The 22,554-nt window shown below is 57.8% G+C and carries 19 protein-coding genes; 9 read left to right on the top strand and 10 right to left on the bottom strand.

Features of this window, described 5'->3' with window-relative positions:
• The first annotated feature begins 85 nt into the window (after positions 1-85).
• A complete protein-coding gene (locus ACSQ3H_RS21980) occupies positions 86-268 on the top strand; it encodes a hypothetical protein (protein WP_436118998.1) in 183 nt (60 codons plus the stop codon).
• A 151-nt stretch (positions 269-419) separates the two neighbouring features.
• The gene (locus tag ACSQ3H_RS21985) at positions 420-596 is read left to right on the top strand and encodes a hypothetical protein (protein ID WP_436118999.1); all 177 of its coding nucleotides are present in this window, start codon (positions 420-422) and stop codon (positions 594-596) included.
• Positions 597-792: 196 nt separating this feature from the next.
• Here the strand turns inward: ACSQ3H_RS21985 and ACSQ3H_RS21990 are convergent, their stop codons facing one another.
• Entirely contained in the window at positions 793-1,392 is a 600-nt protein-coding gene (locus tag ACSQ3H_RS21990; RefSeq protein ID WP_436119000.1) for an NADPH-dependent F420 reductase, read from the bottom strand.
• A gap of 138 nt (positions 1,393-1,530) precedes the next feature.
• Between ACSQ3H_RS21990 and ACSQ3H_RS21995 the strand changes: the two genes are divergently transcribed.
• Entirely contained in the window at positions 1,531-2,460 is a 930-nt protein-coding gene (locus ACSQ3H_RS21995; protein WP_436119001.1) for a LysR substrate-binding domain-containing protein, read from the top strand.
• A gap of 56 nt (positions 2,461-2,516) precedes the next feature.
• Here the strand turns inward: ACSQ3H_RS21995 and ACSQ3H_RS22000 are convergent, their stop codons facing one another.
• Positions 2,517-2,696: a hypothetical protein gene (locus ACSQ3H_RS22000; protein WP_436119002.1), complete on the bottom strand. Its 180-nt coding sequence runs from the start codon at positions 2,694-2,696 to the stop codon at positions 2,517-2,519.
• A 336-nt stretch (positions 2,697-3,032) separates the two neighbouring features.
• Between ACSQ3H_RS22000 and ACSQ3H_RS22005 the strand changes: the two genes are divergently transcribed.
• The 6 genes from ACSQ3H_RS22005 (at position 3,033) to ACSQ3H_RS22030 (ending at position 6,447) form a co-directional block, all read left to right on the top strand.
• On the top strand, positions 3,033-3,173 hold the full coding sequence (locus ACSQ3H_RS22005; RefSeq protein WP_436119003.1) for a hypothetical protein: 141 nt from the start codon (positions 3,033-3,035) through the stop codon (positions 3,171-3,173).
• 194 nt (positions 3,174-3,367) lie between these two features.
• A complete protein-coding gene (locus tag ACSQ3H_RS22010; protein WP_436119004.1) occupies positions 3,368-3,577 on the top strand; it encodes a hypothetical protein in 210 nt (69 codons plus the stop codon).
• Positions 3,578-3,628: 51 nt separating this feature from the next.
• Positions 3,629-3,889 carry a hypothetical protein gene (locus ACSQ3H_RS22015; RefSeq protein WP_436119005.1) on the top strand — a complete coding sequence of 87 codons (261 nt, stop codon included), beginning with the start codon at positions 3,629-3,631 and terminating at the stop codon, positions 3,887-3,889.
• 356 nt (positions 3,890-4,245) lie between these two features.
• Positions 4,246-4,455, top strand: coding sequence for a cold-shock protein (locus ACSQ3H_RS22020; protein WP_091881096.1), 210 nt, complete (start codon positions 4,246-4,248; stop codon positions 4,453-4,455).
• Between the two features lie 249 nt (positions 4,456-4,704).
• Positions 4,705-5,961, top strand: coding sequence for a D-amino acid dehydrogenase (locus ACSQ3H_RS22025; RefSeq protein ID WP_436119006.1), 1,257 nt, complete (start codon positions 4,705-4,707; stop codon positions 5,959-5,961).
• Positions 5,962-6,123: 162 nt separating this feature from the next.
• A complete protein-coding gene (locus ACSQ3H_RS22030) occupies positions 6,124-6,447 on the top strand; it encodes an RcnB family protein (RefSeq protein ID WP_436119007.1) in 324 nt (107 codons plus the stop codon).
• Positions 6,448-6,491: 44 nt separating this feature from the next.
• Here ACSQ3H_RS22030 and pbpC read toward each other — a convergent pair whose 3' ends face one another.
• The 8 genes from pbpC to fdhF form a co-directional block, all read right to left on the bottom strand.
• Positions 6,492-8,519 carry a penicillin-binding protein 1C gene (pbpC, locus tag ACSQ3H_RS22035; protein WP_436119534.1) on the bottom strand — a complete coding sequence of 676 codons (2,028 nt, stop codon included), beginning with the start codon at positions 8,517-8,519 and terminating at the stop codon, positions 6,492-6,494.
• A 198-nt stretch (positions 8,520-8,717) separates the two neighbouring features.
• Positions 8,718-14,165: an MG2 domain-containing protein gene (locus ACSQ3H_RS22040; protein WP_436119535.1), complete on the bottom strand. Its 5,448-nt coding sequence runs from the start codon at positions 14,163-14,165 to the stop codon at positions 8,718-8,720.
• 83 nt (positions 14,166-14,248) lie between these two features.
• The gene (locus ACSQ3H_RS22045) at positions 14,249-15,136 is read right to left on the bottom strand and encodes a LysR substrate-binding domain-containing protein (RefSeq protein ID WP_436119008.1); all 888 of its coding nucleotides are present in this window, start codon (positions 15,134-15,136) and stop codon (positions 14,249-14,251) included.
• Between the two features lie 279 nt (positions 15,137-15,415).
• A complete protein-coding gene (locus ACSQ3H_RS22050; RefSeq protein WP_436119009.1) occupies positions 15,416-16,318 on the bottom strand; it encodes a DMT family transporter in 903 nt (300 codons plus the stop codon).
• 452 nt (positions 16,319-16,770) lie between these two features.
• Positions 16,771-18,426: an OFA family MFS transporter gene (locus tag ACSQ3H_RS22055; protein WP_436119010.1), complete on the bottom strand. Its 1,656-nt coding sequence runs from the start codon at positions 18,424-18,426 to the stop codon at positions 16,771-16,773.
• Between the two features lie 73 nt (positions 18,427-18,499).
• Positions 18,500-18,742, bottom strand: coding sequence for a formate dehydrogenase subunit delta (locus ACSQ3H_RS22060; RefSeq protein ID WP_436119011.1), 243 nt, complete (start codon positions 18,740-18,742; stop codon positions 18,500-18,502).
• Entirely contained in the window at positions 18,735-19,667 is a 933-nt protein-coding gene (gene fdhD / locus ACSQ3H_RS22065) for a formate dehydrogenase accessory sulfurtransferase FdhD (RefSeq protein WP_436119012.1), read from the bottom strand. The genes ACSQ3H_RS22060 and fdhD overlap by 8 nt, the downstream gene beginning before the upstream one ends.
• 2 nt (positions 19,668-19,669) lie before the next feature.
• The gene (gene fdhF, locus ACSQ3H_RS22070) at positions 19,670-22,549 is read right to left on the bottom strand and encodes a formate dehydrogenase subunit alpha (protein WP_436119013.1); all 2,880 of its coding nucleotides are present in this window, start codon (positions 22,547-22,549) and stop codon (positions 19,670-19,672) included.
• Positions 22,550-22,554: the final 5 nt, after the last annotated feature.

Here is a 22,554-nt window from a genome sequence, read left to right on the forward strand (position 1 = left end):
AATCAGGAGCAATAGGGGTCGTGGCGTGCCTATGATAGCGTCGGATCAGGGACCGCTATCACTATCGTTATGGAGTAACGCGCGTATGCGTCAGTCCGATTTTCAGCCGCTGGAAACAAAAGACTTTCTGATCCTGGCGGTGATCATGGCCGCCATTCTCTGGGGATGTTGGGAGGCTGGAACGATGCTGGTCAGATCAAGAAATGCAAGTGATGCCAACCAGAATACTCAGCAATCAAGCAGTCTTTCGGACCGCCTGCATGCCTGATTGGCCAACTCACGCCGCCCGGATCGTGGGGCGCAAGCAGGCTTGACCACACGCTTCCGATCTTTTGATCCCCCATACTCACACATGTTCTCGTTGATAATTCGCGTATAAGTTGTATTAAGTGCGCAAGCACAATTTTGAGATGTCCCTCATGTCTGAGAATGATCATCAGCCGGTGAAGTTTACCGGCCTCTTGCTACTCGCTGCTATTGCGTTGGTATTTCTCGCTGTTATCTGGCTGATCGGAACCGCGTTCGCGCGGACAGGAATTGTCTATGGCGGGGACACAATGGAACGAATGACTTCTGTCAGCGTTGTATTACGCTGACCCTATTTCCGTCAGCGGGGGCTTGGCATCGACTTTACCTATTATGCCCTCCCCGGGCGGTGCCAAGCCTCACCTTCATATGAGAAACATGGAGGTTTGAAATGTATTTGCGAACTGCCATCTTCTGGATAAACTTTGCAATGTTCGCCTTGTTCATAGTGCTTCTCCTCCTGCTCTATCCCTGAGTGCCCGCAACTCAGCCGAATTTGACCAGATTATGTACTGGCAAAGGGCCGCCGGGAAACTGGACAAGCCGTGACCCAACGGCGAGCGGCCCAAGATCCAGGCCGAAGAAACCAAGCCGCTCGATCAGCGAGCCAACCTCAGCTTTGGCTGTGCTGTCATCGCCTGAATAGAAGAGAACACGGCGGCCGCCTTCTGCCCGAGGATCACCCGAAACGAGATGCGCCTGGAGATGGTTGAATGCCTTTACCAGCCTCGCGCCCGGCACCAGATCGGCCACGACTTCGCTGGATGACCGCCCTTTGAGATCGATCGGCTGGAAAAGCGGTGCCTCGATCGGATTGTTGGCGTCGATGACGATGCGGCCGTTCCAGGCCGGCAGATCGGCAAGCGCTCCAGGCAGCTTTGTCCAGTTGACTGCCACAAGCACAATATCAGCGCTCGCAGCTTCTTCGCGCGTTCCTGCCTTGATGTAAGGCCTAAGTTCATCGACAAGTTCGTTGAGTGACCCCGGTCCGCGGCTGTTGGCGATCGTGGCTTCAATCTTCGCGCCGGCAAGCGCCCGCGCGAAGGCCGAGCCGATTGCTCCGGATCCGATAATACCAATGCTCATGATTGTGCTCCTTTCAGGCTACAGGAATGGTCAGGCTGTAGCGGTGAATTTTCCTGGAGCGAAAATAGGCCAATCATTCATTGACGATAAGCGAGTAACAGCTTTTATTACTTTCAACGAATCGTTGAAGGTTGTCCCATGGAAACGCTGGCCAATCTCGAATCCTTTGTACGCAGCGCGGAGAGTGGTGGCTTCTCCACAGCGGCAAGGCGTTTGGGCGTGACCCCCGCGGCGGTCAGCCGGAACGTTGCAATGCTGGAGCGCAACCTGGGCGTCCGGCTCTTTCACCGCAGCACACGAAAATTGACATTGACCGAAGAAGGCGAACACTTTCTGCAAGCCGTACAGGGAAATCTCGATGCATTGCAGTCGGCTATAGCAGGCATTGCCACCGATCGCGGCCAACCCTCCGGGGTGCTCAAGATCAGCATGAGTCCGACTTTAGGCATGAGCTATATCCTGCCGCTCCTCCCCGCCTTTCTTGAGAAATATCCTTTGATCCGTCCTGACTGGCAACTGGACAATCGTCAGGTCGACCTGATTGCCGAAGGGTTCGATGCGGCAATCGGTGGAGGCTTCGAGCTGGCGCAGGGCGTTGTGGCACGGACGCTGGTGCCGGCGCATATCATCGCCGTTGCATCCCCCGGCTATATGAGTGGGCGCACCCCGCCAACCAATCCGGAGGGCATCGCTTCGCTGGACGGAATCGTCATGCGCGCCACGCGCACCGGCCGCGTGCGGCAGTGGACAATGCGAAACGTTCATGGCGAAGAAATGCTGGCAACGCCGGCGGAGAGGATCGTGCTCAACGATCCCGCAGCAATGTGTCAGGCGGCGCTGCTCGGTCTTGGGGTGACATTGATCGCCGTGCCGGATGCCCTGCCTTATCTTGAAAACGGCCGTTTAATTCGTCTCGTTCCGCAATGGTATGCGGATGCGGGACCAATCTCGATCTACTACGCCAATCGCACGCTACTGCCTGCCAAGACACGCGTCTTTGTCGATTTCATCGCTGAAGCTGTCAAGCGCGATCGGTTGCCGGAGCGTTTTGCGGGAAGTCTCGGATAAGGCGACACAAAAAGGCCGGTGCTGGAAGAGAACCGCACCGGCTCGACAGGGGGCAATCAGATAAGCCGGTTATGCTCGATGAGCTGCCGCAGGCGGCGTTGCTGTCCATCGCTATCGGGGTTTACACGACGTGCGGGTTTCTTTGTGGCCGGTTTTGCGGCCTTCACGACAGTATCAGGCGATACTGTGACAGGGGTTTTCAGCCTTTTCAGGAAGGTAATCGCGCGGTTCAACATGGTAAGTATCCTCCAAATGCCACCAAGCCGCGTGGACCGGGGGATCCAGCGGGGAAACTTCGACTTTTGAGGCAACTGACAGAATTTTACCACCGTTCGAAGGGGCGCGCCAGCACTATCTGGAGCCGCAATTAAGCCGCAAATGACGACCTACAATTGCGAATCGTCTTTTGGCCAAGCTTGGCTCTTCGCGGCGTCAGAGGTTCTCGACCCGCCAATCTCATTCCAAATGACCGATTCTGTACGCACTCGATTTTGGTTCTTGTGATGCAAGCGGCCCGCAATCGAAAAAGCCTCGTCCAGCAGTCTAATTTGTAACTTTGTAGGAGAGCCGCCATGGCCAAAGGACAACAGAAAAGCAATCGCGAAGTGCGAAAACCCAAGAAAGAGAAGGTTGCCCCCAAGGCCGACGTTCCTTTCAGCTCCATGATCAAAAAGGCGGAAAGCACAACGCCGAAGGCCAAGCCAAAGGGCTGATCTAACCAAGCAAGCCCCGTCGATGGTCGGGGCTTTCGTACTAAAGGACCTCATAACGCAAATGGGTGACCAGCGGCGATTGGATGGCGTTGGATACCCAGCCCCATGGGCTTTGTAGAAATGTGAACAAAACAGGAACAAATTCCTTTTCATATATACGCGGTTGTGGCAATCTTTGTGAAAAGGAGATTCTGATGAACGCCATATCCCAACAACCGGAAGACGAAATCGATGAGGCTCTGGCTTATCATCAGGGCGACGTGAGGGCGACAATCGCCGCGCTTCTGGCTGAGCGGGAATTCCTTTTGCGCGAGATCGAATATGCTTCGCTTGCCATGTCCTATGGTTTTGCAAGGGGCTGGAAGCCGGGACTCGGTTCTGGCCGCGATATGACAGCACGATAGACTTGGAAGCCGCCGCGTGCGATGGTTGCATATCCAGCAATGCGAGATGCAATGAAACACAGTCCAAAACAGATGCCTGAAGTTGGTGTCCGCCCGAAGCGGGTCCTGAGCCCTTCGGAACAGAAAAGCCTGGCAACCACCGCTGCGGCCTCCGCCATCATCAATGATGAAACCAACAAGTGGGAAAGCAAGACGGCGCGTCTGAAGGCATTGCGGCTTGCCAAGGAGGCTCAGGAGCAGGCAGAAATCGCCGCGCGTCCGCCGGCAGTCCCCAAGGCAAAGAAGACTGCTCGGACGACCAAAGCCAAATAACTCTCCAATACAGACGCGGGACGTCCTACGATTGTGCCTTCACGGGCGAATCATTGCTGCCCCATATTGCGCATTTCTTCCTGTGCCCGTGTGGTGCGGGGAAAATATTTCGAAATAGAAAAGTCCCGGAAAGATTGAGAAATAGACTTTGGTTCAGTCTTTCGAAATTATTTCTCGGACCTTGGCATTGACGAAACAAGCGCTTAGCCTTATGTATGGGCTATCGGTATTTGGTAGTTTGTTATTAGTTTTATTGCGCCACAGGCGCTCTGAAAGATCCTTCTTCAAAAATCGAGCTAAAAACTGCATGGCGCGTCGTGCCCTGTATTAAAATATTTCCATTGAAAGGGTTCATCATGAGCACTGGAACAGTAAAGTGGTTCAATTCCACAAAGGGCTTCGGCTTCATTCAACCAGATGATGGTTCAGCAGATGTATTCGTACACATCTCTGCCGTTGAGCGCGCTGGTATGCGCAGCCTCAATGACGGTCAGAAGATCAGCTTCGAATTGGTCCGTGACAACAAGTCCGGCAAAATGACTGCTGATCAGCTTCAGGCTGGCTGATAAATAATTCATCTTCGCGTCTTTGACCACGGATGTACTGGCACTGATAGCAGAGATGAATTTGAGAAGGTCGGGTTTTCCCGGCCTTTTATTTTGTCCAGATTTTGCTTATGCGCCGGAAAAACAAGACATTTCCGCGCATAGCCAAGAAATGTCTGGAAAGAAACAATTCTCCATCACTACAGTGCGAGTCATCATCATTGCCCTTTCTTCCAAGGGTATCGCATTGTTTGAAGGAGTCTCCCGGTTATGAAAGTACTCGTCCTTGGCAGTGGCGTCGTCGGCGTCACATCGGCCTGGTATCTGGCGCTGGCGGGACATGAGGTCACCGTCATCGACCGCCAGCCCGGACCGGCGCGGGAGACGAGCTTTGCCAATGCCGGGGAGATATCGCCGGGCTATTCCTCGCCATGGGCCGGGCCGGGTGTGCCGGTCAAGGCGATCAAATGGATGCTGATGCATTTCGGGCCGCTCGTCGTGCGGCCGAAATTCGATCCCTATATGGCACTGTGGCTGGTCAAGATGCTGCGCAACTGCACATCGATGCGCTATGCCCGGAACAAGTCACGCATGGTTCCGATCGCCGAATATAGCCGCGATTGCCTGAAGGCACTGCGCTCCGAAGTCGGCATTGCCTATGATGAACGCGCCATGGGCACCCTTCAGCTCTTCCGCACGCAGAGCCAGTATGACGGCACCGGCGGCGACATAGAAGTATTGAAGCAGTTTGGTGTTCCCTACGAGCTTCTCGATCCCGCCGGGTGTATCGCCGCCGAGCCGGCATTGGCCAATGTCAAAGGCAAGTTTGTCGGGGGCTTGCGACTCCCCGGCGATGAAACCGGCGACTGCCAGATATTTACCGAAAAGCTCGCCGCTCTTTGCGTCGAGGCTGGTGTGACGTTCCGGTTCAACACCGCAATCACGTCCATCAACACCAGCACCAGCCGCATCGCCAGCGTATCGACCGAGACCGAGGAACTGACGGCCGATGCCTATGTCGTCGCCTTCGGCAGTTACTCCCCTTTCCTGCTGCGAAGCATCGGCGTGTATATCCCCGTCTATCCGGTAAAAGGCTATTCCATCACGGTCCCGATCACCAACGCAGATGGCGCTCCGGTTTCGACCGTCATGGATGAAACCTACAAGGTCGCAATCACCCGCCTTGGTGACCGTATCCGCGCTGGCGGTACGGCAGAGATTTCGGGCTACGATCTCACTTTGCGCGACAAGCGGCAGGCGACATTGAAACACTCGGTTGGCGACCTTTTCCCCAAGGGTGGTGACCTCAGCAAGGCAAGCTTCTGGACCGGCCTACGACCGATGACGCCGGATGGTCCGCCGATCATTGGCGGTGGCACGAAATACTCCAATCTTTATCTAAACACCGGTCATGGCACGCTTGGCTGGACGATGTCCTGCGGTTCCGGCCGTGTCCTTGCCGACCTCATCTCCGGAAAATCGCCGGACGTGGACGCATCGCAGCTCAACATCAGCCGCTACGGCTGATGTTTCATTTTGCCGGCTTCAAAAATCACCGATAAACCCTTTAAAACATTACAAATTGTTTAGATTGGCGTTCAGTTTTCATTCATCTCGTCAGGCCTAAAACTGGGGTGTCCCAAGACAACCCGTGGTTTAAATCAACCACGCAACTGACGAGGAAACAACATGAAAAAGATCGCTCTGGCAGCGCTTGCCATCTCCCTGATCGCGACGCCTGCCGCATTCGCCCAGCAGCAGAATTACAAGGGAAACCAATACGGTCATCAGCAGCGAGAAGTGATCGTCAAGAAGAAGGTCGTGGTACATAAGACGCGCTGGTCACGTGGTCATGCGCTTCCCTACAATTACCGCCGCAACGTTGTTCGTGATTACCACCGCTATCACCTGAAGACGCCTCCGCGCGGTTACCAGTGGGTGAAGGCCGACAATGATTACGCTCTGATCAGCATTACTTCCGGTATCATTTCGGCGCTCGTGCAGGCACGTTAATCATCGGTCTACAAAGGCGGCGCCATGGCGCCGCCTTTCATGTCTCAATCCACAAACACCCGGACACTTGCCGCACGGCCAACGGCATCGATGACGGTCAGAGTCGAATATCCACCACCGTCCGGAACCCATTGGTTGACGCGACGGCGTGAGGTTTCCGGTAAGGGTTTGCCATTGGCGAGCCAACGGAACGGTGCACGTCCGCCTTGCAGTTTCAGCGCCAGCGGCATGATTTCACCGCCTGTTTTCGCTCCGAGCTCAATGCGTGCACCCTCTGGTGGATAGACGATCTGCGGTGCTGGTTCGCGTGTCGACGCAGTGAGCAAGCCGCTCGAATTCATCGAAAACCGCCGCTGGCTAATGGGCAATTGCGCCTGCGCAATGCGAACTGCGCCCGCTGGTGCAGGTGGCAGGGGCGTGATGGCGACGCCGGACTTTGCAAAACCTTCGAACAGAACCGGGGCAGCCGAGCCGTAGCCGGTCAGTCCCGGTACCGCGCCATTGTCAGGCCGGCCGACCCAGACGCCAAGCACATAATTGCCATCGAAACCAACCGACCACGCGTCGCGGTAACCATAGCTCGTGCCGGTTTTGTAAGCGATGCCGCGCTGACCTGACCCGAGGGGCGGCATGACACCGGAGAGAATGTCGGCAACGTTCCACGCCGCCACCGGTTCGAGCAATGGTTCGCCTTCGATAGTGCCCGGCTTGTCCTGAATACCATCGCCGAGTTGCATCGGCCTGCCGCGATTGGCAAGACCGGCATAGAGTTGCACGAGATCCTTCAATGTAATGCCGACACCACCGAGGCCGATGGCAAGGCCCGGCGCTTCATTTGGCGGCAACACCGGCCGTACTTCAGAACGACGGAAACGAACCATCAGCCGGGTCGGGCCGACGACATCGAGCAGCCGGACAGCCGGTACGTTGAGCGACAATTGCAACGCTTGCCTGATGCTGACATCGCCCTGATAGCTCATGTCGAAATTGCGCGGCCGATACCCGAAAAAGTCGGCGGGCCTATCCTCGATGATGGTCTCCTGGCTAACCAGACCATCCTCGAAGGCCAAGCCGTAGATAAAGGGCTTGAGCGTCGAACCGGGTGAGCGGTTGATACGGGTCATGTCGATCCAGCCCGAGCGGCTGGCGTCGAAATAATCCGCAGATCCCATTTCGCCAACAATCTCTCCGGTGCGAACATCGGCCATGACCATGGCGACCGATACCTTGGGACCGAGCTTGCCCGCCGCGTCCCTCGCGACTGCTTCCAATCCCTGCTGGATCGCCCGGTGCAGCGTGGTTTGATGGCGCTTGACGTTAGGTTCCTTGCGCTGCGCCGCTTCCGCCAGATGCGCGGCATAGGCCGGCAGCTGCATACGACGTGATGGAATTGGTGCAAGACCGGCCCGCTCGGCTTCGCCCTCACCCAACACTTTCTCGACCGCCATGCGATGCAGCACGCGACCGCGCGCAGCTTCGGCCAGGGCGAGGTTACGGTCTGGCCTACGTCTTTCCGGCAATTGCGGCAGAGCGACGAGCAGCGCGGACTGCGCCACGGTAAGGCGGCGCGGTTCCTTGCCAAAATAGGCAAGGCTTGCGGCGCGAATGCCCTCGAGATTGCCGCCATAGGGTGCGAGTGACAAATAAAGATCGAGGATTTCCGCCTTGCTCAGACGCCGCTCGATCTGCAGCGCACGAACCAGTTGCTGGAATTTTGCGGTGAGCGACCGGCCCTCGCGCGGCTCGATAAGCCTAGCCACCTGCATGGACAGGGTCGAGGCACCCGAGACGATGCGGCCATTGCTGACAAGCTGCACGGCGGCGCGTGCAAGTGCAATGGGGTCAATGCCCCGGTGCTGCCAGAAACGCTGATCCTCATAGGCGATGAGCATGCGGACGAATTGCGGATCGACGTCCTTTGCCGTCGTGCCAAGCCGCCAACGGCCTTCGGATGTCGCGAAAGCGCGCAGCAACTGCCCATCCGCATCGAGAACTTCGGTCGAAACCTCCCTCGCCTTTTCCAACGGCGGCGGAAAGGCGTGGTCGGCTGCATCAAGGCCAAACGCAAGCATCGTGGCCAGCACCAGATTGGCCGAAATTGCAACGCTCACCCTCCCCCAACGTGGGGAGGGTCGCTGCGCAGCAGCGGGGTGGGGGGGCGAAGGCATTGTGTCCATCAAACTTTCCTGCTCTATGAGCCTTCCTTACCCCCACCCCGGCCCTTCGGTCCGACCCTCCCCACAAGGGGGAGGGTAAGGGCAGCATTATTCCTATTGTGCTGCGACGACCTCCATTCGGCCGGTTGCCGTGCGTGCAGAGAACTGCGGACGATACATGTCCTCGACGCTGGCTGCCGGATGATCATAAGTGCCGGGTGTCACCGCACGGACCACATAGGCCAAGGTGATTTCGCCATTGTCCCCCATCGCCCGATCGAAGGCCGCTACGAAACGATCGCTGCGGAACTCCGTATGCGCCGCTTCCACTTCGCCGATCCAATCGAAATTCGACAGGCTGGCGCTGTTGACGAGGCCAGGATTATCGATTTCGAAACCGGCAGGCAAAAGATCGGTGATCAACACGCGCGACGGCCAGTTGTTGTTTTCTGTGACCTTCAGAACGACCACGTAGCGCTCGTTCTGCTTGGCCTGGCTGACATTGGCCTCCTTGCCATCAAGCGTGTAGTAGGTACGCTCGATGTTGAAACCGTCGCCGCCGGCAGGTAGTGGCTGCGACGGGGATGCCACCATCGTCACCACTGCCGACACGGGCTCCGCGGTTGCGTTGGTGATGGTCACAGGCTGTGCCAGCAACTCATCGCCGGTCAATCGTGCAGCATAGCCTCCGCTATGGGCAGCGCCATTGATGTCAAGCTGCAGATCCTTGTCGCCATCCTGAACCGCACGTGCCGCAAGCAGCATCCATGTCTGTTCTTGCGTGCTCGTGTAAATCTTGTGCTCCCATTCGTTGGCAACGATCTTCGACAGTTGCGGAATGATCGGCGGGACCGGCCGGCTCTCGGCAGCAAGCGCCAGAACCGCAGCATCGTCACGCAGGGATGAGCCATAATCCGAGCGGACCAGGCTGACATTGGTCACCGTGGTAGACTGCTGCAGCGCATTGGTGAAGATGCTCTGCGAGCGCTGGGCGTCACCATAGAGCGATAGAGCTGCCGCAAGGTGCGCGCGTGACAATGGCGTCGGGAACTCGGCGAGTTTCGTGTCGGCGTAGTAACGCAAATCGCTGATAGCCGCCTTGCGGTTACGCGCCAGAACATAGAGCGCATAAGCGATCTCATTGCCCTGATCCTTGACGTTCACGTCGTAGCTCAGCGAGTTCTGCAGGTTTTCCAGCGCCTGTACCAGAGCCTGTTCCGGCACATTGTACTTCTGCTCGCGGGCACGGGTGAGGAAATCCGTGACATAGGCATCAAGCCAAAGGTCGCCGGAACCCGGAGCCCACAGACCAAAACTTCCCGAGGACGACTGGTAGGACAGGACACGGTAAATCGCTTCCTGCACGCGTTTCTGCACCTCGCCGTCTTCGGCAATGCCGGATTGCCTGGCGAGTTCGCTCATATAGAGCAGTGGCAGGGCGCGGCTGGTCGTTTGCTCGGCGCAGCCATAGGGGTAGCGGTCGAGAGTCATCAGCAAGGCAGGAATATCAAAGGCGGCCGAACGGGTGACATTCAGGCTGACCGAAGCGCCCTGCAGGACGCTGCCAGCCAGCAATTCGCTATCCACCTTGAGGCTACTGTTTGGTGCAAGCTTGATCGGCTTGCGTACAGTCATCGGCAAGGTCGCTGGTCGAACCGGGACATTGAGGGTCTGTTCAAGCGAGAGACCGGCAACATTCGATAGCTTGACCGATACCACGCCATCGCCCGGCAGATTGCCGGTGAGCGGCAGGGTAAGGTTAGACTTACCGCCAGCCGCCAGAGTGATGGTCTGCGATGCGCCCGGCTGGTCTACCTTCACAACGGGATTGCTGGTTATCTGTACCTGATAATCGCCAGCCGGCGCATCGGTATTGGCAATATCGAGCCGCAACGCAGCCTTATCGCCGGGAGCGAGGAATTTCGGCAGGCTGGCGGTGACGACCACCGGATCGCGAATGACCACGTCGGAGGTGGCATGGCCGACGCCGGACTTCGACCAGGCGACAGCCATGACACGCGCAGTTCCATTGAACTGCGGAATATCGAAGCTGACATTGGCTTTGCCTTGTGGGTCCAGTTTCACGGGTCCGGAGAAGAACGCAATCAGCTTTTCAGTGGGCGGGCTGCCCTGCATCGGCATCTGGGCGCCGTCACCACCGGTTCGCAGCTTGCCCGTTGCGCCCTGCGAACCATCGATCAGACGGCCGTAAAGATCGCGGATTTCAAGACCGAGCTGGCGCTGACCGAAATACCAGCCGTCGGGATTGGGCGCTTCATAGCGGGTGAGATTGAGAATGCCGACATCTACTACGGCAACCGTTACGAAGGCATTTTCATTGGCGCCGGCACCTGTTACCTGCAGCGCGATGTTCAGCGGCTTACGCGGCTCGGTCTTCGGCGGCGTATCCAGCTTTACAGCCAGATTGCGATCGCCCGGATTGACGTTAAGCCATTTGATGCCGATGGCGCGCATCGGCATATGGGTTTCCTGCGCATCGCCCGGACGAAATAGTGTGGCCGTGACGTAGGCACCTGCGCCCCAATCGGCGGTGACGGGAATATCGACTTCACCGCCTTCAGCGGGAATGCTTGCCCGCTTTGTCGTCAACAGGCTCTCAGCACCGACAGTAACCAGCAGCTCGCCAGCAAAACGCGGCGACACTTTCAACTTTGCCGTGTCGCCAGGAGCGTAATTGTCCTTGTCGAGGGCGATCTCGAGACCGTCAGGCGTTTCCGTGGAGGTTGTCGCGACATAGTAGCCGGCATCGAACTCGACGCTGGATGTCGGGCCATCCGCAGCCGCAGTTTCGACTTCCAGACGGAACTGACCCCAAGTGACTGGCACCGAAATGTCGGCTCCATCGGCGGTTGCGTTCACTTCGCCGTTCGCTACCAGCTTGGTCGACAGGATCGGCTCGTATTTCCATGAATTGCCGTCGCGATACCATTGATAGTTGCGCTCGACGCTGACGAGTTTCCACAGGAGCCCCTGCATGGCCTGCTTCTGGCCATTCTCGTCAACGGCGATCACGTGAAATTTGCCAACGGAGTTTTCGGCGAGAGCACCGGAAAATTCAGGCTTGATGCCAATCATCGAGCCTTGCTGCCTGACCGGCAGCGTCAATGTGCGCTCCACCGCCCGGCCGCCTGTTTCCTGCATGCGCACGACCACATCTGCGTTGAGCAGCTGTGTCGTCGACGGAGCGTCAGCCAGCGATACATCGAAGGTCGCCTTGCCGTTCTCGTCCAGTGGTTGCAAATCTTCGAGCGGAACGCTCGTGTTTTCACTTGCTTCCTCATCGGCAAGACCGAAGAAATAGCCCTTGAAATCCGCGCTTTCGTGCGTGGGCTTCAGCGCGACTTCGCCTTCAAGTTCAAGCCCGGCCGCAGGCGCGCCATAGAGAAAGCGGCCGTCCACCTTCACCGGCGTTGGTTTGCCGATTTCGATGAATTTCGCGTCGCTGGTCAGATCGAATTCGACCCGGTCCGGCACGAAGTCCTCAACCAGGAATTGCTTTTCGGCAATGGGCGAACCCTTCGGATCGGTGAAAATCTGCATCGTCCAGGTGCCGCGCATGGAGTTGGCTTGCAACTCCAGATCGAGCGTATGCCCGCCAAGATTGACGCCATCACTAACCATGCGGCGATCTTCCACGCCGTCAGGCCGTTTGAACACGAAGGTCAGAGGCAATTTTTCGACGGCGTTGGCGGCATTATCGCGCGCCAATGCCGAGGCATGCACGGTTTCGCCGGCGCGATAGATGCCGCGTTCGGTCCATGCCAGAATATCGATCGCGCCCGGCGCAGCACGGCCGGTAACGCCGCGATCAGAAAGGTCGAAGCCTGCTCGCGTCATATCGAGAAATACATAATCTGCATCGCCATTCTTGGCGGTGATGACCGCAGGACCTGTGGCAGCCGTGCCGCGCATCAGCCCAGCGGTAAACGTAGCGCGACCCTCCGTATCGGTGACGGCAGTGCCGAGTATCTCGTTGTTTTTGGCAAGCAGTTGAAGCTCGACGCCGATGAGCGGCTGAGCCGAAGCAAGCGAACGCGCAAAAACGTTGAGGCCATCGGTGCCGGCATAGGTCGTCAGGCCGATATCGGAGACGACGAACCATTGGGTCGCTTGCGCGTCCCATTCGTCGTTCTTTGCGTCTGGCGAGACAGCCGTCAGGACATAAACGCCGGGCTTGCGCTGCGGCAGGGCTTCATCGACCGGAAAACTGGTGACGACGTCTTTGTTGAGATCGGATTGGAGATCAATCGTGCCTTGCCAGACGAGTTCGCCCGACTCGTCCTGCAGCCGCTGGGCACTGTAACCATCCATCTGGGTCAGGAACTGCGAACTGGTCAGAAGCGGCGCGATGCCGCGAGCGCCGATGCGGTAAAGCTTGAGATTGGCGCTTGTCGTATTGACTGAAACGATCGGAATGCCGCGACGCGCTGTGCTCGGCAAAACAAAACTGTCGCCGGTAAAGCGCACCATGGCCGACCGGTCCTTAATGTAGATATCGAGATCGACCTGCGCTTCAAGAGCTTCGCCCACCGCGGATGGCAGGCCGGGACGCAGGGCGAGCTTGTAACGCTGGCCGTGGTCGAGGCCCTCGACGCAAATCTCGCTACCCTTGGCCTCAACAGCTTTCGGCGCAGCTCCGTTCAGCGTCACGAACGGCGCATAATCCGTACCCATTTTCACCAACGGGTCAGAGAACTGGACGCATGCGCGCGGATTAGCGCTATCCGCATCGATGGTATGATTGGTGACGCGGAATCCCTGCCGCGATTTCAAATCCAGATAAGCAGCCTCAACTGGCTTGGCGTTGACGAGCGCAAGACTGGCTTTATAGGCGTCAAGCGAGGCGCGGTAGTTCTCGGAGTTTTGTAGCGCATCGCCGAGTACTGCAAGCGCGTCGGCGCGACTCTGCGTCGTGCGCGTCAACTGGTAGCCGTTGAGCGCGGCTAGCGCGGCCTGCCCGGCGATATAGGTGTTCTTCTCGGCGCGGTTGGCCGCACGCGCCGTCTCAAGCCAGAGTGCGCCATTGTCGGGCGTGACCGCCAATGCACCTCTAAAAGCTTTGAGCGCGTTCTCGATGTTGCCCGTGCCGAGTTCCCTGCGCGCACTGGCGACGAGACCGTCGACGCCCTGCGCCTTCTGCTCATCGGTGAGGGTCAGGCTCGCCTTGACCTGCCGTGCGTCCTGTACCAGTTGGTCAGACACAAATTGCAGCTTCGGCGCAGCGCCAATATCCGGCTCGTCGGCGGTTTCGACGACCTTGCCAGCGATGGAGCCAGGCGAGGTTTTCAACTGATTGAAATCAGACTTGAGAAAGCACCATTTCACCTTTGGATTGTAGGTGAATGCCTTGCAGGACTGGTCGGCGAGACAGACCAATTCGCACTGGTCCTGGGTGACATCCTGTTCCGTACGCAGGTCAAAACCGAAATAATCGCCGTCCCGTGTCGTGACGACATCACGATTCACTTCTGCCGCGCCAGCGGGGACGGAAAGGGTGAAGAGAGTGAGAAGGAAGGCCGAAAAACCGACAACCGCGCGCATAGACATAAAGTCCTCCCAACGCTACTCGTATTGAAGTCGGCACTGTTCAAACTTCGGTATAACTTGTCAACAGATCATGCGGATCAGGTTGCATTCTCCTGCGCGATTTCGCTTCGAATCCAGCGCTGGAAGTGCTGCATTTGCGGCGTGGCCTTACGGTTTTTCGGCGAGACCAGCCAATAGCCGATAGAAGACGGCACGCGCATCGGAAATGGCGCGACGAGCCGGCCATCCGCGAGTGCATCTTCGACAAAAAGATCCCATGCGAGCATGATGCCCTGCCCGCTAATTGCTGCATCAAGGCCGAGCCATGGATCGGAGAAGGTGGGTCCGTCGAACGGCAAAGGGCCAGCAAGGCCAGTCGCCGCCTGCCAGTCGTCCCAGCTGAACATCGGGTTCTCGTAACAGATGATCGGTTGGTTGAAGATGTCCGCGGGTCCGCTCAACCGCTCGGCAAAGCTACGCGTGCAGACTGGAAACATTTTCTGCGGCAGCAGGCATTCCGGTTCACCGTCCTGCCAGTCGCCGCTGCCGAGTCTGATGGCCAGATCGATATCCGAACTTTTCAGGTCGAGTATACCGGGAGACGGATCGATGCGGATTTTCAGATCGGGATATGCGGCACGCAAGCGCCCAAGGCGCGGCACCAGCCATTTGGAGGCAAAGGTTGGTGCGACGGACAGTAACAGGGTCTGATCGACGCCCTCTGCGAGCGCAACGGCTTTGGAAAGATGCTGGAAGCCCTCCGCCAGCCGAGCAAGAAACGTCATGCCGAACGACGTCGAAACGAGACCGCCACGGGTCCGGTCGAAGATCGCATGACCGATTTGCGCTTCGGTGCGTATCAATTGCTGGCTGACCGCACTTACCGATACGCCGAGTTCCTCCGCTGCCTTGGGCAGTGAGCCCAAACGTCCGATCGCCTCTACTGCCTTCAACCCGTTGAGATGGACTTTGTTCAAATTCTTCATGAAGATTTTCTTTACGAAGGTTTCGGCAATCTGGATTGAGTTACTCAATAGATACGAACAGAATAGCGCATATTTGAAGCGCAAGGGAAACAAGATATGAAGATTTTCTTTTTGCTTCGAGCCTGGACGACCTGGCTTCGGGGCGGGCAAGATAAGCGTGGAGATGATGCTGTGGCCAACTGGCACAGAGATCCTCTTGCGCACCCGACACTACAGGCCATGGACCTGGATCAGCTGGCCGATCTGCCGTTTGACCCACACGCAGTGTGCCGACAATAGCTAGACAGTCAGCCGTCGCGCTGCCATGGCCATGCGCCTTTCCCACCAGACCAGACAGAGGCTTGAGGCGACGATGAGGATTGCACCAATGAATACGTTTATTTGCGGCACCTCGTGCCAGATGAGGTAGCCGTAAAGAAACGCCCAGATGAGGCCGCTGTATTCTATGGGCGCGAGGGCCGACGCCGGGGCATAGCGGAAACCTTCGTAAAGAAAATACTGTCCGGCTGAGCCGACCAGACCCAGACTGATCATCAGGACCCAGCCGATGAGATCCGGTGTTTTCCAGAGCCAGGGAAGCATCGCTCCGCAGACGACGGCGAAAAGAAAACTCGTGGCCATCATCTGATTGAAAGTGCTCTCGCTACGACTGACGAGGCGCACGAGGATGACACTCCACGCCCAGCAGAATCCGGCGAACAGAACCATTCCGGCAGGCACGAGATCTGGTGCCTCCGCGGGATTTGCGGCGAGGATCACCCCGACAAATCCCGCGATGGAAGCGATCCAGCGCACCAACCCGACCTTTTCCTTCAGGATAAAAATCGACAGGACGACAACCATCACCGGCGCCGAGAAATACATGGTGGTGATTTCGGCAAGGCCGAGGTGCCGCGCCGCGGAATAGTAGGAAAGCCATGCGCCGAGCATCAGCGCAGCACGAATGGCGAGCGATCGCTTATGCGGGCTCTTCAGGATAGACGGATGCCGTTCATGCCGCACCATGACGGCCGCAAAGATGACGATGATCACACTGCGCATGAACAGGATCTGCGGCACCGAATAGTCTGCCACCAGCCACTTCACCAGCGCGTCTTGAATTGCGAAAAGTGAATAGCCGAGTGCCGCCAGCGCAATACCGGTGAGCGGACTGGGCTCTTGCCCGATTAATCGACGAAGCATGGAGTGCCTTGCGGAGGATAGCGAGTGCTCGCTGCTTCGCGTATCAAGAAGACAAGCTGATTACAACTGCATTCCGAAGCATTAAATTAACGTCTAAAACTCTAATGAATTGGGGCAGTAAGATGGTATGAGGTACCGGGCGTAACACCTTGCTCCGTAATGAATTTTGACGAACACGGGAGCTATTGTTGCGGAACATCTCTTGCTGCATAGTCGCGCAGCCAGGCTCACATTCTGGCTCGAAGGCTCGAAAGTTTTTAGGGGGGCACATGCTGAGGGACGACAAGAATACGAAGGCAGATTACGAGCCTTATATTACGCGCCCCGCACCTTATGTCGTGTTTCTCCTTCTGTGGCTTCCTCTTGTTCTTGTATTAGGCAGGCTGTTCGGCAATCAGTAACAACCAACGAATGAAGCCCGCGAACGGGCCTCTCGATTTTCAATACTGGCGTTACCTGAACAGGACGATCGCTTGCTTCAACGTCATCCAGACACCCCAAAGGATCGGAATTCCCACAGCCGCCCAGGCAAGAGCTGCCGTTGCATCGAGCCCTCCATGACCGATGCCGAATGAGCCGCTCCGCCCAGCGTCAGCTGTCTTGGTCTTGGCCTGGAGCGCCGCTACCTCGGCGTCCGACATAAACCATTTCTCAGCCAGCGGTCGAACAAAAAGGTTGGCGATAAAGCCTAGCGCCAGCATACCGGCCAGGATGTACATGGTGCGGTCATAGACCTGATCGCGGGGCACGCCCGCGCTGATCTGGAATTCGCGGATATAGTTGACAACCACCGGCCCAACGATGCCGGCCGTAGCCCAGGCTGTCAGCAGGCGGCCATGGATCGCGCCGACAAACTGTGTGCCGAAGATATCTGCGAGATAGGCAGGAACAGTGGCGAAGCCTCCGCCATACATGGATAGAATCACGCAGAGTATGGCGACGAACAATCCCTGACTGCCCATATGTGCGGCGGTTGGTGCCAGGGCATAGAGCACGATGCCAAGCGCAAAGAAGGTGAAGTAAGTCACCTTGCGGCCAAGCCGGTCAGACAGCGAGGCCCAAAAGAAGCGCCCGCCGATGTTGAAGAGTGACAGCAGCCCGAGAAAACCTGCGGCAATAGAGGCAACAGCGGTCTTTTGCGTGGCGTCGAGTTGCGTGAAACTTACATCCGGCAGACCGATCAACTTGCCGGCGAAGATTTCCTGCAGCATTGGCGATGCCATACCGAGAACGCCGATACCGGCAGATACGTTGAGGCAAAGTACAGCCCAGATAAGCCAGAATTGTTTCGTCTTGTGCGCATCACGAAGATGCACATGCCGGTTGGTGATCATCGCCTTGGTGCTCGGCGGCGGCGACCAGCCTTCAGGACGCCAATTTGCTGGCGGAATGCGATAACCGAAGGCGCCACAGATCATGAAGACGAAATAACCTGCGGCCATAACCAGGAAGGTCTGCCAGACGCCGACGGAATCGGCTGTCTTGAAATGGTTCATCAGGAAATTGGCGAGGGGCGCACCGATCATAGCACCGCCGCCGAAGCCCATGATGGCCATTCCGGTTGCCATGCCGCGACGATCTGGAAACCATTTGATCAGGGTCGAGACCGGCGAGATATAGCCGAGGCCAAGGCCGATTCCGCCAATGACGCCGGCGCCGAGCCACATCAACCAGAGCTGGTGGGTGATGACACCGATGGCGGCAAGCACCATGCCGCCGCACCAGCATAGCGCCGATACGAGACCCGCTCTGCGGGGGCCGACGCGTTCCAGCCAGCCACCCCAGATGGCGGCAGAACAACCCAGCAGGACAAAGAACAGCGTGTAAATCCAGCCAAGATCACTGACGCGCCAGTCGCAGCTCCTCGTGAAAAGAGCTGCGACGAGATTGAGATCCGTGCAGGCGACCGATTGCTCGATGCCAATGGCACGCGACAAGGGCAGCCAGAAGACGCTGAATCCATAGGCCATGCCGATACAAAGATGTATGGCAAGGGCCGCAGGCGGTACCAACCAGCGGTTGAAACCCGCTTTCGCGACGATGCGCTCCCTATCAAGAATTCCCGGATTTTCAAAGACATCCGCCTCTGCTCGATCTGTCACCGACATGTCAAGTTCTCCTCCGCCATCGTGGGCAGTCAGTCATTTATCAGGGATTTGTTGGTATCAGGGATTTGGTGGATCAGGCCGGAACCGGCTTGCGGATGTGTTTTGCAGCTTCGACCACCAGCGGATCAAAGCCATTGTCTTCCTGTTCAAGGATCGCGAAAAACTGCTCGCGCATGCGTGGCTCCCAGAAATGGTTGATGTGGTCGGCGACGCCTGCCACCGCCTCATCCTTCGGCTGTGTATGGAAGAACGCGGCTATCTGGTTGGCCATGTAGACGAGCTTGGTCGCTGTCGATTTGTGGCTTTCACTATCCATATTGCACCAATCGTACGGTTGGACTTTGAACTAGGGTCGATGCGGCGGGGTCGGGATTCGGCTTGGGAAGCACATCCGTCGCTTTTGTATCCGTCTGCGCCACGGCGGCAGGGATGCGCTCAGGGCGGGTAAATACATCGAATTCATCACCACGCACAAGCGCCACAAGGGTCATACCCGCGGCATGCGCGGTGCGGATCGCCAGAGCTGTTGGCGCCGAGACGGCAATCAGGATCGGAGCGCCGATGATCGCCGCTTTCTGCACCATTTCAATGGATACGCGGCTGGTGATGACGACCGCGCCAGTCTTACCCTTGACACCAGAACGGCAGAGAGCCCCGGCCAGCTTGTCCAGCGCATTATGTCGGCCAACATCTTCGCGCGCTGCAACGATGCCCTTGCCCGGAACATAGAACCCGGCGGCGTGGACTGCGCCGGTTTCACTATGCAGCGGCTGAACCTGCGAGAGCAGCTTGACCGCGTCCGCGATTTCATCCGGTATCAGCTTGAGTTTGGCTCTATCGACCGAAGCGACGGGTTTCAGCGCCTGCTCGATCGACTCGATGCCGCAGAGGCCGCAGCCGACAGGACCGGCCATACGGCGGCGGCGATCGGTCAACTCCTGACCGGCCTCGCCCGCCAGAAGTATTTGGATATCGATGCCTTCGTCATGTTCCTCGACAGCGATTTCGCTGATTTCGTCGATCTGCGAGATGATGCCCTCGGACAGGCTGAAGCCGACAGCGAAATCCTCCGCGTCGGCGGGCGTCGCCATCATGACGGCATGTGTCGTGCCGTTGTAACTGAAGGCAACCGGGGTTTCTTCGGGCACCATCCGGCTGTCTGTCGCATAAACCTCACCGCCGCCCTTGCAGCGGCGGGTGATGCGCGGCACGGACAGCCGTGTGGGGCGCTGCTCGGACATCGCTATTCTGCCGCGTCGAGCACTGGAGCGATCCGCCTGCTCTGGCGTGCCTGCTCGTCATATTCGATCTGCCACTCGCTAGGACCGTTCGAGGCGCCGACCTGCACCGCCGTGACCTTGTATTCCGGACAGTTCGTCGCCCAATCCGAGAAGTCGGTGGTGATGACATTGGCCTGCGTCGTCGGATGGTGGAAGGTCGTATAGACGACACCCGGCGATACGCGATCGGTGATGAGCGCCCGCAGGGTGGTTTCGCCCGAGCGGCTGGTGATCTTCACCCAGTCGCCCTCACGGATGCCACGCTGTTCGGCGTCGTGTGCGTGGATCTCCAACCGATCCTCTTCGTGCCAGACAACATTGTGTGTTCGACGCGTTTGCGCACCGACATTGTACTGCGAGAGAATACGGCCGGTAGTGAGCAGCAGCGGGAAGCGCGGCCCTGTGCGTTCGTCCGTCGCGACATATTCCGTGCGGATGAACTTGCCCTTGCCGCGTGCAAAGCTGTCGATATGCATGATCGGAGTGCCTAAAGGCGCCTTCTCGTTGCAAGGCCATTGGACCGAGCCTTCCTTGTCCAGAAGGTCGAAGGACACGCCTGCGAAGCTGGGCGTCGTCAATGCAACTTCGTCCATGATCTCGGAAGGATGGCCGTAGTTCCAGTTGAGACCCATCGCCTTTGCGAGATTTTGCGTCACCTCCCAGTCGGCATAACCATTGAGCGGGCTCATCACCTTGCGCACGCGATTGATGCGGCGTTCGGCATTGGTGAATGTACCCTCCTTTTCGAGGAAGGTCGAACCCGGCAGGAAGACATGCGCGTAGTTGGCGGTCTCGTTGAGGAAGAGATCGTGCACAACGACGCATTCCATGGCGGCGAGACCGGCAGCGACATGCTTGGTGTCGGGATCGGACTGAAGAATGTCCTCACCCTGGATGTAGATGCCCTTGAACGTGCCATCCACAGCCGCATCGAGCATGTTGGGGATACGAAGACCGGGCTCGTCCTGCAGCTTGACGCCCCAGAGCTTGTCGAAGATGTCACGTGTGGATTCATCGGAAACATGCCGATAGCCCGGCAGCTCATGCGGGAACGAACCCATGTCGCAGGAGCCCTGCACATTGTTCTGCCCGCGCAGCGGGTTCACGCCAACGCCCTTGCGGCCGATATTGCCAGTTGCCATGGCGAGGTTGGCAATGGCCATGACTGTCGTCGAGCCCTGGCTGTGCTCGGTGACGCCGAGACCGTAATAGATCGCGCCATTGCCGCCGGTTGCAAAAAGCCGTGCAGCCTCGCGTAAAGCCTGGGGATTAACGCCCGAAAGCTGCTCGATGGCTTCCGGGCTATGCTCCGGAGAAGAAACGAAGGTTGCCCAATCCTGGAACTCGTCCCAATCGCAGCGCTCGCGGATGAACTTCTCGTCGAAGAGCCCTTCGGTGACGATCACGTGCGCCATCGAGGTGACGACGGCAACGTTGGTACCGGGACGCAAGGGAAGATGTTGCGCAGCTTCAATATGGGGTGAACGCACCAGATCGATGCGGCGCGGATCGACGACGATCAGTTTTGCACCCTTGCGCAACCGCTTCTTCAGGCGGGACGCGAAGACGGGATGGCCGTCTGTTGGGTTGGCGCCGATGATCATCACAACGTCGGTATGCTCGACGCTGTCGAAATCCTGCGTGCCGGCCGAGGTGCCGAAGGTCTGCTTGAGGCCATAGCCGGTGGGCGAATGGCAGACGCGGGCACAGGTGTCGACATTGTTGTTGCCGAAACCGGCACGCACCAGTTTCTGGACCAGATATGTCTCTTCATTGGTGCAGCGGGAGGATGTGATTCCGCCGATGGAGTTGCGCCCATACTGATACTGGATGCGGCGGAATTCGTTGGCGACGTGTTTGTAGGCTTCTTCCCACGTGACTTCGCGCCACGGATCCGAGATCTTTTCGCGGATCATCGGATTGAGAATGCGATCCTTGTGGGTCGAATAGCCATAGGCGAAGCGGCCCTTGACGCAGGAATGACCACGATTGGCCTTGCCGTCCTTCCACGGCACCATACGCACCAACTCTTCACCGCGCATCTCGGCCTTGAACGAACAGCCGACGCCACAATAGGCGCAGGTGGTGACCTTGGAATGTTCCGGCTGGCCGATCTGGATGACCGATTTTTCCGTCAGCGTTGCGGTCGGGCAAGCCTGGACACAGGCGCCGCAGGAAACGCACTCGCTATCGATGAAATGCTCATGCATGCCAGGCGAAACACGGCTTGAGAAGCCACGGCCTTCGATGGTCAGCGCGAACGTGCCTTGTACTTCCTCGCACGCACGCACGCAGCGCGAGCAGACGATGCATTTGGCCGGATCGTAGGTGAAATAGGGATTGGACTCATCCTTCGGCATCCAGCGATCATTGGCGACATCATTCGCCTTGGCAAAAACGTGGTTGTCGCCCTCATAGCCATAACGCACATCGCGAAGGCCAACTGCGCCTGCCATGTCCTGCAGTTCGCAATCGCCATTGGCAGCGCAAGTCAGACAATCGAGCGGATGATCGGAGATATAAAGCTCCATCACCCCTTTTCGGATATTCTTCAGACGCTGGGTTTGCGTGTGGACGACCAGCCCTTCCATTGCAGGTGTCGTGCAAGAGGCGGGCGTGCCGTTACGCCCTTCGATCTCGATCAGGCAAAGGCGGCAAGAGCCGAACGCATCGACCATGTCGGTCGCACAGAGCTTTGGAACCTTGATGCCGGCTTCCATGGAGGCGCGCATGATCGAGGTGCCTTCGGGCACAGTGACCTCGTTGCCATCGATGGTCAGAGTGATCATCTTTTCTGATCTGGATGCTGGCGTACCGAAATCGATTTCTTCGATGAGAGACATGAATC

The organism is Phyllobacterium sp. LjRoot231, from assembly GCF_964253365.1.
Classification (GTDB): Bacteria; Pseudomonadota; Alphaproteobacteria; order Rhizobiales; family Rhizobiaceae; genus Phyllobacterium.

Excerpts from the sequence above, each read along its gene's own strand:
- ACSQ3H_RS21985 (WP_436118999.1), top strand. The coding sequence starts at position 420 with ATGTCTGAGAATGATCATCAGCCGGTGAAGTTTACCGGCCTCTTGCTA.
- ACSQ3H_RS21990 (WP_436119000.1), bottom strand. The coding sequence starts at position 1,392 with ATGAGCATTGGTATTATCGGATCCGGAGCAATCGGCTCGGCCTTCGCG.
- ACSQ3H_RS22015 (WP_436119005.1), top strand. The coding sequence starts at position 3,629 with ATGAAACACAGTCCAAAACAGATGCCTGAAGTTGGTGTCCGCCCGAAG.
- ACSQ3H_RS21995 (WP_436119001.1), top strand. The coding sequence starts at position 1,531 with ATGGAAACGCTGGCCAATCTCGAATCCTTTGTACGCAGCGCGGAGAGT.
- ACSQ3H_RS22010 (WP_436119004.1), top strand. The coding sequence starts at position 3,368 with ATGAACGCCATATCCCAACAACCGGAAGACGAAATCGATGAGGCTCTG.
- ACSQ3H_RS21980 (WP_436118998.1), top strand. The coding sequence starts at position 86 with ATGCGTCAGTCCGATTTTCAGCCGCTGGAAACAAAAGACTTTCTGATC.
- ACSQ3H_RS22020 (WP_091881096.1), top strand. The coding sequence starts at position 4,246 with ATGAGCACTGGAACAGTAAAGTGGTTCAATTCCACAAAGGGCTTCGGC.
- ACSQ3H_RS22005 (WP_436119003.1), top strand. The coding sequence starts at position 3,033 with ATGGCCAAAGGACAACAGAAAAGCAATCGCGAAGTGCGAAAACCCAAG.
- ACSQ3H_RS22000 (WP_436119002.1), bottom strand. The coding sequence starts at position 2,696 with ATGTTGAACCGCGCGATTACCTTCCTGAAAAGGCTGAAAACCCCTGTC.
- ACSQ3H_RS22025 (WP_436119006.1), top strand. The coding sequence starts at position 4,705 with ATGAAAGTACTCGTCCTTGGCAGTGGCGTCGTCGGCGTCACATCGGCC.
- fdhD (WP_436119012.1), bottom strand. The coding sequence starts at position 19,667 with ATGTCCGAGCAGCGCCCCACACGGCTGTCCGTGCCGCGCATCACCCGC.
- pbpC (WP_436119534.1), bottom strand. The coding sequence starts at position 8,519 with ATGCTTGCGTTTGGCCTTGATGCAGCCGACCACGCCTTTCCGCCGCCG.
- ACSQ3H_RS22045 (WP_436119008.1), bottom strand. The coding sequence starts at position 15,136 with ATGAAGAATTTGAACAAAGTCCATCTCAACGGGTTGAAGGCAGTAGAG.
- ACSQ3H_RS22040 (WP_436119535.1), bottom strand. The coding sequence starts at position 14,165 with ATGCGCGCGGTTGTCGGTTTTTCGGCCTTCCTTCTCACTCTCTTCACC.
- ACSQ3H_RS22050 (WP_436119009.1), bottom strand. The coding sequence starts at position 16,318 with ATGCTTCGTCGATTAATCGGGCAAGAGCCCAGTCCGCTCACCGGTATT.
- fdhF (WP_436119013.1), bottom strand. The coding sequence starts at position 22,549 with ATGTCTCTCATCGAAGAAATCGATTTCGGTACGCCAGCATCCAGATCA.
- ACSQ3H_RS22060 (WP_436119011.1), bottom strand. The coding sequence starts at position 18,742 with ATGGATAGTGAAAGCCACAAATCGACAGCGACCAAGCTCGTCTACATG.
- ACSQ3H_RS22030 (WP_436119007.1), top strand. The coding sequence starts at position 6,124 with ATGAAAAAGATCGCTCTGGCAGCGCTTGCCATCTCCCTGATCGCGACG.
- ACSQ3H_RS22055 (WP_436119010.1), bottom strand. The coding sequence starts at position 18,426 with ATGTCGGTGACAGATCGAGCAGAGGCGGATGTCTTTGAAAATCCGGGA.